8 protein-coding genes are annotated in these 10,953 nt (G+C 57.8%); 6 read left to right on the top strand and 2 right to left on the bottom strand.

Features of this window, described 5'->3' with window-relative positions; genetic code table 11:
* From ABYM29_RS05740 to ABYM29_RS05720, 5 genes are all read left to right on the top strand, one after another.
* A partial coding sequence (locus ABYM29_RS05740; protein WP_372863262.1) for a hypothetical protein occupies positions 1 to 297 on the top strand: 297 nt, incomplete at its 5' end.
* Between the two features lie 99 nt (positions 298 to 396).
* Positions 397 to 1,830: a rhomboid family intramembrane serine protease gene (locus ABYM29_RS05735; RefSeq protein ID WP_372863260.1), complete on the top strand. Its 1,434-nt coding sequence runs from the start codon at positions 397 to 399 to the stop codon at positions 1,828 to 1,830.
* Entirely contained in the window at positions 1,827 to 3,212 is a 1,386-nt protein-coding gene (locus tag ABYM29_RS05730) for a hypothetical protein (protein WP_372863257.1), read from the top strand. The genes ABYM29_RS05735 and ABYM29_RS05730 overlap by 4 nt, the downstream gene beginning before the upstream one ends.
* Before the next feature lie 592 nt (positions 3,213 to 3,804).
* Positions 3,805 to 6,090, top strand: a complete 2,286-nt coding sequence (locus ABYM29_RS05725) for an EAL domain-containing protein (protein WP_372863255.1) — start codon at positions 3,805 to 3,807, stop codon at positions 6,088 to 6,090.
* Between the two features lie 206 nt (positions 6,091 to 6,296).
* Entirely contained in the window at positions 6,297 to 7,376 is a 1,080-nt protein-coding gene (locus ABYM29_RS05720) for an acyltransferase family protein (RefSeq protein ID WP_372863253.1), read from the top strand.
* Positions 7,377 to 7,482: 106 nt separating this feature from the next.
* Here the strand turns inward: ABYM29_RS05720 and yghU are convergent, their stop codons facing one another.
* Together yghU and ABYM29_RS05710 are read right to left on the bottom strand one after the other, a co-directional pair.
* Positions 7,483 to 8,325, bottom strand: coding sequence for a glutathione-dependent disulfide-bond oxidoreductase (gene yghU / locus ABYM29_RS05715; RefSeq protein ID WP_372863250.1), 843 nt, complete (start codon positions 8,323 to 8,325; stop codon positions 7,483 to 7,485).
* A gap of 80 nt (positions 8,326 to 8,405) precedes the next feature.
* Positions 8,406 to 9,368 (bottom strand): DMT family transporter, encoded by a 963-nt coding sequence (locus ABYM29_RS05710; protein WP_372863247.1) that lies wholly within the window; start codon positions 9,366 to 9,368, stop codon positions 8,406 to 8,408.
* Positions 9,369 to 9,801: 433 nt separating this feature from the next.
* Between ABYM29_RS05710 and ABYM29_RS05705 the strand changes: the two genes are divergently transcribed.
* A complete protein-coding gene (locus ABYM29_RS05705; RefSeq protein WP_372863245.1) occupies positions 9,802 to 10,950 on the top strand; it encodes an iron-containing alcohol dehydrogenase in 1,149 nt (382 codons plus the stop codon).
* The last annotated feature ends 3 nt before the right edge of the window (positions 10,951 to 10,953 follow it).

Below are 10,953 nucleotides of genomic sequence, written 5' to 3'. Positions count from 1 at the left end.
GAGGACCGAGCGGGATTTGGCGAAAAATTTGTACAGCGGTTTTCGGCGATCTTCCTGCGGCTGCGGCATTTCGACAAGGAGGCACAATACCAGTTCTTGCACGCCAATCGGGATATCCCCTGGTTGGGCGTACGCCCACTGCAGATGAAAAGCGGCCCCCACACCGGCCGCTACCGCCTCGGCTTCGACCGTTTTAGCGGCCTGTCGAAAATCAGCTTTGCCGACTGCGCCGATGCCATGCTGTCCATGCTCGACAGCGACGAATGGCTGGGCAAGGCGCCAATTGTGCAGTATTGATCGCCCCATCCCCCCGCCTCGCTAGGACGGCAAAAAATTATTAGAATGGCTGGGCGCTGGATGCGCCCCTAACCCTTATCAGCAACGGACGCTGTAGCCATGCTCATCATTCCCATCGAAAAGCGGTTTGACTGGAAACGCCCCCCTACCGTTCTGGCACTGCTCGTGCTGCTCAATTGCCTGGTGTTCATCTTGTTCCAGCGCGGCGACGAGGCGGCGCTCTATCGCGCCTTAAGCGTGTATGAACAACACGACTACCTGGACGTGGAGTGGCCCGTATTTGAAGACTTTCTCAGTCAACGAGGCGAGCTGAAGACACTGGAGGCCTACCGCCAGCTCTATACAGAGGAGAACTTCACCCTCCTCGCCATTCAGCTGCTGCGCCGCCAGGACTTTTACGACTACCTCAAAGTCCAGCACTACCAGCTGTTTAACTACCAGCAGGCGGTAGCGTGGGCCACCCACCGCGAGGCCATACACCGCAGTATCCAGCGTGTCACCCGCTTTGATTTTGGCCTGACGCCCAGCGAGTTCAAGCCGCTGAGCTTAATCAGCCACCAGTTTCTGCACGCCGACGTCATGCATTTGGCGGGAAATATGTTCTTCCTGATTATTTTCGGCTTTGCAGTAGAGGCCTCCATCGGCCACTGGCGCTTTTTACTGTTCTATTTACTGTCTGGCGCAGCCGGCGGCGCCTTGTTTAGTGCGCTGAACTTATCCAGTCAGTCACAGCTGATTGGCGCCTCGGGGGCGATATCCGGGGTGATGGCCATGTATGTGGCGGCCTTCCAACTCAAGAAAATCGAGTTTTTCTACTGGCTGTTCATCTTTGTCGGCTATGTTCGCGCGCCAGCGCTGCTGGTGCTGCCGCTGTATATCGGCAAGGAACTGTATTCGCTGTTTACCAACAGCCATTCAAATGTCGCCTACCTCGCTCACATCGGCGGCTTTCTCGGTGGCGCGCTGTTAATCGGCGGGGCGCTGGCACTGAACCGAAAGATATTCGACCAAGACTACATCGAACAAGACCAGGCCGCAGATCCACGGCAGGAGAAACTCGCCAAGGTCTACTCGCTGGTAGAAAAATACCGTTTTAGCGCCGCCGCAACCGAATTAAATGCACTGATTGCCGAGCATGGGAGCGATTTCGAACTGGAGAAACTGCGTTACCACCTGCTGCGCCCCACCCGGGCCGACGGCCTTAATGACTGCGCACTGGCACTGCTAAAAATGCCCCAGGGCGACGCACGCGGCCTGGCGCTGCTCGACACCGTGTGGCATTCACACCCCCAACAGCAGCAGGCCCTAAGCGCCGACGAGCAATTTAAAATCGCCTTAACACTCGCGACTGGCGCTCAGCTGAAAACCGCGGAGAGTATCTTCTTGCGACTACAGGACGCGGCCTTCAACGCCACGTCGCTGGGCATTCTGGCACGCAAGCTGTCGCGGGGTTTTGAAGAGCGCGGCCATACCACCAAGATGCACGAGTACGCCCGCATTGCCGACACCCTGGTATTGGAGGCCACGCGATGAAGGACTGTAAATACCACCCACTGGCCCCGGCCAGCTATCGCTGCAGCCACTGCCAAATGGCGCTCTGCGAGCACTGCGTCAATCACGGTGAGCAGGGCAGCAAGGCGCGCTGCTATCTTTGCGATGACGATGTCATAGACCTGGGGGCAAGCAACAAGGCCGAGCCCTTTTGGCGGCGCTTCGACGCCGCCTTCCGCTACCCAATGACCGGCCCCTGCCTCACGCTGATCGCCGCCCTGTCACTGCTGGAGGCACTGGTCGGGCAACTGCCCGTTCCCCTGGTCGGCCTCGTATTGAGCCTGGCCATCACCGGCATGCTGCTCAAATACAGTTTTAGCTGCCTGCAAAACACCGCTGCCGGCGCCATGACCCCACCCGATATCTCCGCGGCCTATGGCGATGGTATTGCGCTGGTGTTCCGGCTCATCGCCATTATTGTGGTCATGGCGGCAGCGGTGTTCGGCGTAAACAGGCTGCTGGGAGGCGGCATCGCAACACTCATGGCCGTGATGTCGGTCGCCGTCCTACCCGCTGTCATCATCCTGTTCGCCATGACGGACAACGTGCTAGAAGCCGTACACCCCGCCAACGTTCTTCGACTGATACTGTCTATCGGCCTGCCCTACGGCTTGTTACTGGCCATTATTGTGATGATGTCCAGCTCGGTCGCCATCCTCGCGCAATTTATCGGCCCCGGCTTCACCCTGGTCAATCAGTGCCTAAACGCCCTGGTTGCCAACTACTACTTGGTCGTCACATTTCATCTAATGGGTTATATGCTGTTCCAGTACCAGGGCGAACTCGGCTACACCGCTCGCGAGCACGATGAGGACAGCGCCCCCCGCGACCACAAAGCACGCTATCTCGCCGAAATTCAACTGCGGTTAAAAGAGGGCCAGTTCGATACGGTGTCCACACTGTTTGAGCGCGCGCTCAAAGCGCTGCCCAACGACAACGACCTCCACTCCCAGTATTTCGAGTTCTTACTCGCCAGCCACGCCGCCCTCTCGCCCAAAGTCGCCCAGCGCCTCAGCGGCTTTGCCAGCCGCTACCTGCGCTTTCTCAACCGCAGCCACCGCCAAGACAAGCTGTTGAATAGTTACCAGCGCGTGCTCGCCCTATTGCCCGACTATGTCCCCAACAGCCCGCAACTCAGGCTGCTGCTCGCAACAGCCAGCCGCCATCGCGGCGACCCAAAACGCGCACTCAAACTTCTTAATGGCTTACACCGACAATTCCCCGACTTTGAAGGACTGGTGCCGGCCTACCAACTGATGGCCGACATCCTGGAAGAACTGCCCAATATGTCCACTCAAGCAAAGAAATGCCGGCTGTTAGTGGAGAAGCTTCAGCGCTCGCCAGCAAGTACAGCTGACGCCTAAGCACTGCGAGCAGATCATAGGGGCCTGCTCGCGAGGGAACGTTCGCGTCACCGCCTATATATAGCGCCTGATGCCCCCCTAGCCGATGGCGTTTCCGACTGAGCGCCCAAGGGCAATCCTGTGCAACGGCCGCCGACCAGGAAAACAGCCGCTCAATAGCCAGCTAGAAACCGGCAAGCTTTCTCAAGGCCGCAAGGTCCCCTCACTGCTGAGATTTGGTCAATACCGGAGGGGGGCCGACAATTGCCTGGCACTGACCACGACAAGCACCGTGAACAGCATCACATTTACCAATACTGTCGCAGCTGGAGCTGCCTTCACCCAAATGCCCCTCTCCCACCCATGGGCTTGCCCTGAGACCGCCAACAAATCATCAACATATTCCACGCGTTAGGCCGCAATCCCGGCCATAGCCATGACCTAACGGCATCGCGGCAGGTCGAGCCCGCCAGCGCAAACGCCCACAGGCTGGCTGACTCGCACGATAGGTCTACGCGAAACTGCTTATTCCACACATGCTGCCCACCTTGAGACTATTGTGACGTTACCAATAAGTTCACAAACTTTCGGTGCTGTCACCAAGGGATAAGCCATGGAAGAAAAATCCTCCGCAGATATCCATCCTCACTTCGGGCACTACGCGTCTCTCTCCACGAGAACCCGAATTGCACTGTTCCCCTTTATCTATTTCATTGGGGGCATCGTTATCATCGTTATCGCGGAGTTGCTGCGCGCCAGCCAATACCCCGCCCCGACACGCAGCATTTTCCTGGACCCGCTGACCAGTTTTATTATCCTGCTGGCATCCGCTCCGATACTGGGCAGCCTGTACAAACGCTACTGCCTTGAGAGCGACCGCCTGGAAGGTACGATGGCAGCGCTGGTCGACAACCTGCCACTGGGCCTGATCCAATGCCGCGCCAATGGCGATATTATTACCGCCAACCCCTATACCAGCACTCTGCTCGGCTACTCCGAAAATGAACTCAAGGAAGGTGGCCAGGGCTTGTTATTTGACGAGCAGTCACCGGCATTTATCGCCTTCAATAACACCAGCAACCGTTTCGGCCACGCCCAGGCGGAATTTCAGTTGCGGGCAAAAAACGGCAGCAGAATCCCCGTGGAAGTCACCAGCGCGGTGTATCGCGGGGCGAATAACGAGCAGTATGTGTCGATGATTATTAAAGACTTGAGCTACATCCGAAAGCTCGAAGATATCAAGTCTTGGTCGATCTCCGCCTTGGACAATGCCAGCAGCCCTCTACTTATTGTCGACCAGCGACACAATGTCGTCTGGCAAAACCAGGCCGCGGCCGCGGAAATTACCGGCCGACCACTGGAGAAAGTGCTAAAACGCCGCGCCAATCTCTGGTGTCAGCTCAAATTGAGCTGTTCGCAAGAAGAGCGCATTGTCAGCGCACTGAAAAACCAACACTCCTGGTCTGGCTTGCTGCGCATTCCGCGCTCAAAAGCTGTCTCCCCGACCTATAAGTGCTCCCTATCGACGGTCCAGGGCCGCGACGAGATCACCATTGTCAGCTTTGCCCCGCACTGCGACACCCCGGGGCAACAGGGTAAAGACGACGGCACAGACGCCTTGACCGGGCTGCTGAGCCGCCCTGCCTTCGAACAAGGCGTAATGGAAGTCGCCCCGAAATACCTGCAAACCTCCGGCCTGTCGCCGGCGATTGTGGTGTTCAATATCGATCACTTCTACCGCATCAATACCGCCTTTGGTGTGGACGGTGGCAACCGCGTGATCAAAGCCTTTGCCGACTTGCTCAGAACGACCTTCCGCAACGACGTCTTGCTCACACGGCTTCACTCAGACCGCTTTGCGGCATTCTTTCCCGCCAATGACTCCAAATTCCAGGTCAGCGCCCAGGTCGACAAAATTAGAAGCCTGCTGACGCTGCCACTCAACACCGGCTTTGAGCTGGCATCAATTACCATTTCCGCCGGCATCGAGCTGATCCACGACCTTGAGGGTCATACCAGGGACTACATCGTCAAAGCCGAGCACGCGGCCAACACCGCGCAAGAACACGGTGGCGACAGCTTCAGCTTCTACAGCGAAGAAATGACCGAATCGACCACGCAACTGGTGAAATTGTCCTCGGCACTGCGCGCCGCGACCAATTCCGACGAGCTTCGCAATGCCTACCAGCCTATCGTCAGCGCATCTGACGGCAGTCTGGTTGCAGTCGAAACCCTGATCAGGTGGCTACACCCCCAAGACGGCATGCTGAGACCGGCGACCTTCCTGCCCTTTGCAGAAGAGGCCGGCCTAATGCCTGCGCTCACCGAAGCGGTGATTCACAACATCGGCAATGATTTTTCTCGCCTGTCATCAACACTGAAGTCCAGCGTGTTTAGCCTGAATGTTTCCCCCATTCTGTTCAAAGACGAGGACTTCGCAGAACAGCTGCTCCAAACCCTCGACCGCTTCTATATTCCCAAGCAACAAATTATTGTCGAAGTGAGTGAGGCGGCGCTGATGATGGACTTCGAGCGCGGCAACGCCATTCTAAAATCCCTTCGCCAGGTCGGCATTCACGTGGTTATCGACCACTTTGGCAGGGGGCAGTCGTCGCTGAGCTATCTCAGCCGCATTGAGGCCGATGGCATCAAAATCGACAAGACATTTAATGACGGCATTCTGCACAGTAAATCCAAGGCCGACATCGTGAAAAGTATTATCCGTGTCACCCAGGAGCTGGGCATCTACACCGTCGCCGAAGGCGTAGAGACCGAAGAGCAAGCCGCCTTCCTGCGCTCCTTAGGTTACGACTACCTGCAGGGTTACCTGTTTGGCCGCCCGACTCTGGTTAACGATATTGTCCACGAGTTGAGCTGGAGTAAGTTCTTGCGATCCTAAACGATGCACTGCCCCATCCACCTCTGCCTCACGCCCCGCTAGTGCGGGGCTATTACACTTGGCGCCAGCAGCGAGACACAGCTGGCCCAGCAGTGAAAACCCATTGAGATGAATGCCCACCGGCGTTGTATAAATGGGATTCCCGTCACCCTCGCACTGACAAAAAGGCACTAGCATGCGGCCAACCATACAGGGAACGTTAGTGCATGAACTCCGCAACCACCGCCCAGCATCACCATATTGCCCACCTTAACGCCTTCCGCGGCTTTGCCATTTTGAACGTTATTGGTGCCCACGCCTGGACCTCGCTGATGTTTCGCGTTGGCGGCTTTGAAATGGCCGACACCATGCGCGAGCTCTATGCGCTTATCCAAATGCTGTTTCACGACTCCACGATCTACTTCGCGGTAATTTCTGGCCTACTGTTCAGCAAGGTGTTGCGCGGCCGCCCCTGGCAAACGTTTTACCGCAATAAACTCAAGAACGTCATTGCTCCCTATGTGCTACTCAGCGTGTTTTTCCTGACCGTGCTATGGGACTGGTATTTAGGCTACGCCAGCAGCAATGGCCTGCCCACCGACTACCCCGGCGCCCTGCTGCGCGGCCTGCTGCAAGGCCAAACACTGCCGCACTTTTGGTATATCCCGGTACTCACCATACTATTCGTGCTAACCCCCGCGCTGGATGCCATTGCGCAACGCCCGCGTTTGCGCTGGCTGGCCGCGCTGATCGCCGTGGCCCCCCTGCTGATATCGCGCACCGGTATCGACCAGCCAGTGAGTATTCAAAGTGTGGTGTATTTCTGCGGCGCCTATTTTGTCGGTATGGTGATGGGCCAGCACTACCAGCCACTGTTATCGCTGATTGCCGGCAACCTAAACCGACTGCTACTGCTAATCGCCAGCAGCTCAATGGCGATCTACGCCCTGTACGCAAGCGGCTACAAGGCCACCGGCCTGCTGTCCTACAGCGAAAGCCTGTTCTACCTGCAAAAACTGGCGATCACCGCGCTGGTGCTCTATGTATTTTGTCGCCGCGAAGCCGTCCTGCCCCGCTTGCTGCATAGCCTGGGCAACTACGCCTTTTCCATCTACTTCCTGCACCTGGTATTTGTGTTTCTCTGCGCCCGCCTGCTGGAGGCGCCCATTCGCGACCACCAAAGCAGCCTGCTGATGCTCGCCGGCGGCGCACTGGTCATGTTGGTCAGCGCGGCCTTGACCCTCGGCCTTAGCATGCTGCTCAAACGCCTGCTGCGCCGCCACTCTCGGCTGGTCATTGGCAGTTAGCCGAGCCTGGCCACAGAGGACCAATATAAAAAAGCCCCTCAATGAGGGGCAAGAGGGTAGTAACTAGAGACCCACCATCAAAATCTGCGGCCCGACGCCAAGCCGGTCAGGCAAAATCTGCCGCGCTGTGGCGCTCGACCAGCTGTTCCTCTTCCGGCCCCCACACGCGATTGACCCGGCGGCCGCGCTGCACAGCCGGGCGCTGCTCAATCTGTCTGGCCCAGCGCTGAACATGGGGATAGGCATCGACGTCGAGAAATTCGCCGGCGTCGTAGAGGTAACCCAATACCAGGGCGCCATACCAGGGATAGTTCACGATATCGGCAATGGTGTACTGGTCACCACAGAGGTAGGTGTGGTCTGCCAGACGTTTGTTCAACACATCTAACTGACGCTTCACCTCCATGGTGTAGCGGTCTATGGGATATTGAAGTTTTTCCGGTGCGTAAGCGTAGAAGTGGCCAAAGCCACCACCGAGAAAGGGCGCACTGCCCATCTGCCACATCAACCACGACTGGCACTCGGCGCGCGTGGCCGGGTCCTTGGGGTAGAAGGCATCAAACTTTTCGGCCAGATACAGCACAATCGCACCGGACTCAAACACCCGTACCGGTGGATTGACACTGCGGTCCTGCAGCGCCGGAATTTTCGAATTGGGGTTGATCTCGACGAAACCGCTGCTGAACTGCTCGCCCTCCATGATATTCACCAGATAGGCATCGTATTCCGCCGCGTGGATACCCAGTTCCAGCAATTCCTCCAACATCACCGTCACCTTGACGCCATTGGGCGTGGCCAGTGAGTGCAGCTGCAGACTGTGCTCACCCCGGGGCAGCGGCTTGTCGTGGGTGGCACCGGAGATCGGCCGATTAATACTGCTGAATTTACCCGCATCTTGGTTGTTCCACACCCAAACCTTGGGCGGCGTATAGGGCTGTGACTCTGACATACACTCTCTCTCCCGCAATCATTTATGCTGAACCCGGCGACCACTGCGGCGGCAATGGCTATAACAGATGCCGCGAGTCCTTATTTGTTACACCACCCTGCCAGTGAGCGGCGCAGGGCACAAGCCCAGCCACGCCGCCGGCGCCCGACAAGCGTTTCGCCCGCCTCGGCCCGCAATCGCCACCACAGCCCCTGGTGTACCGCCAACGCGACCAGAATCAAGCCCGCCCCCAGCGCCATCGACGTGGTGAGCGGCTCGTCTAATAACTGGTGACCAATGAGCAAGGCCAGCACCGGTGATATCAGCGGAATTAACGACACCGTTTCCACCGGCAACGCGCCGAGTATGTAGTAATAGGCGACAAAGCCCACCAGCGAAGCAAACAGCGACAGGTACAACAACGAGGCCAGCGACGCCGAACTAAACACCAGCGGCTGTACGCCAAAGACCCACAACCAGCTCAGGACTAAGCCCGGCAGCGCAAAGGCCATTGCGCCCAGCGCCTGTTCCAAGGGGGCTATCACCATCTGCGCATTGAGCTTTTTTACCCACAGGGCGCTGCCGGAAAACAGCACATTGGACAGCAGCATTAGTCCTATCCCCCGATAGCTGTCGCCCGTGACCACCACATCGTCGGCCAGCACGCACAGCAAGCCAACCGCCGCCAGCAGCACCGCCAGCAGCTTGCGCGGCGACCAGCGGTGATCGCCGAGAATCGGCGCCGCCATCAAGGCGGTAAAAAACGGCGACAGGCCAAACATCAGTGCAATCAGACCCGAGGGAATGAATTGCGCGGCCCAATACACCAGCACCATATTCGGAAACAGGCTGATCGACGCCGCAAGATACAGCTGCCAGTGTCGACGGATATTCAGTCCCGCCCAACCAAACAGCGTACACAGGGCACTGCCAACCATAAATGCCAGGGCGATACGCAGGGTGAGCGCGGCAATGGGCGACAATGAATCGCCACCGAGTTTTATCGACAGCGGCGTGGTGGCCCAGATGACGATAACCAAGAGATAAACAAAACGTACGAACATGGCCCTTTACCCAAATAGGACCGGGACATTTCTGCGAGACTCAAAACGAAAAAAGCCGCAGAGAAAATGTCTGCGGCCTTTTAATTGTGTTGCTGATTGAGCTTGCTACATCAATTTTCTGCCGCACGACCACGCGCCCAGCGTGCAAGAATGCACGCGGCGACGGAAATCATGGCAAAGCAGAAATGATGCATAATCTTCATTAAAAACAGATGGCTAAGCGGTCACTATAAGCCAGCCACTTTAGGCCACGCAAGCGCCGTGGCAACAAATTTGACCGCGATGAACTCGGCGCTGAAAACGGCCCGCCGGAAATGCCGTCAACGCGGCATTAATAAACCGGCGGCGGTAGGCAGTCACCGCGATTGATGACAAGATAAGCGCGCAGCAAACCGATCTGCCGCGCAGAAAATAACAACAAGCAGGAGGCAATATGGCCGTCTCGCGTTTTCGTTCCGCCCACCAATTACTGACCGGCGCTGGTGCCACCCAGCAGCTCAGCGAGCAGCTGCAGAAACTGGGGGTACACAAACCGCTATTAGTTACTGACAAGGGCGTGCGCCAATCCGGCAGCCTTTCTCACATCAACGAACAATTAGCGGAAGGCCATTACGGCATTTACGACCAAGTGCCGCCGGAACCCGAAATCGCCGTAGTAAAGGATTGCAGCCGCGCCTTTCGCGAAGGTGGCCACGACGGCATTATCGCCGTCGGTGGCGGCAGCGCCATGGATATTGCCAAGTGCACCGCCGTGAATGTCGACCACGACGGCGAGCTCGAAGAGCTGTTCGGCGAGAACCTAGTCAGCCAGCGCCGCATTCCGCTGATCGCCATTCCCACTACCGCTGGCACGGGCTCTGAGGTCACCAACATCGCCATCCTCTCCGACCCCGCCGCACAGCTCAAAAAAGGCATTGTCAGCGATTATTTACTGGCCGATGTCGCCATCGTGTCACCGGAGATGACCCTGAGCTGCCCGCCGTCGGTAACCGCCGCCAGCGGTGTCGACGCCCTGGTACACGCTCTGGAAGCCTACCTGTCGAACTTCGCCAGCGACATCACCGACGCACTGGCGATCAAAGCCATGGGGCTGATTATCAACGCCCTGCCCAAGGCCTATGCCCGAGGCGACATGCTTACCGCGCGCGAAGACATGGCCACGGGTAGCCTGCTGGCCGGGCTGGCCTTTGGCAACGCCGGTGTCGGCGCAGTGCACGCCCTGGCCTACCCGCTGGGCGGCCGCTACCATATCTCCCACGGCGTGAGTAATGCCCTGCTGCTGCCGCACGTCATGCAGGTCAATAAAATGGCCTGCATTGAGCGCTTTAGCGACATCGCCGCCGCCTTTGGCGAACCGGTGCATCAGCTGTCGGCAAGAGAGGCCGCCGAGCGGGTCATTGACCGGCTTCACGCACTCTGCACCGAGGTAAATATCCCCGCCAACCTGCGCGCCCTTAACATTCCAGAAAGCGACCTGCCGCAACTGGCCGAAGAGGCCTTTGGCGTGGAACGGCTATTGCGCAACAACCCGCGACGGCTGAGCGTTGACGACATACTCGGCATTTACCGCGCCGCGTATTAAACG

It is taken from the genome of Spongiibacter sp., assembly GCF_041602295.1.
Lineage (GTDB): Bacteria > Pseudomonadota > Gammaproteobacteria > Pseudomonadales > Spongiibacteraceae > Spongiibacter.
Note: the sequence above shows the minus strand (reverse complement) of the source record. Positions and strands in the feature narration are given on the sequence as shown.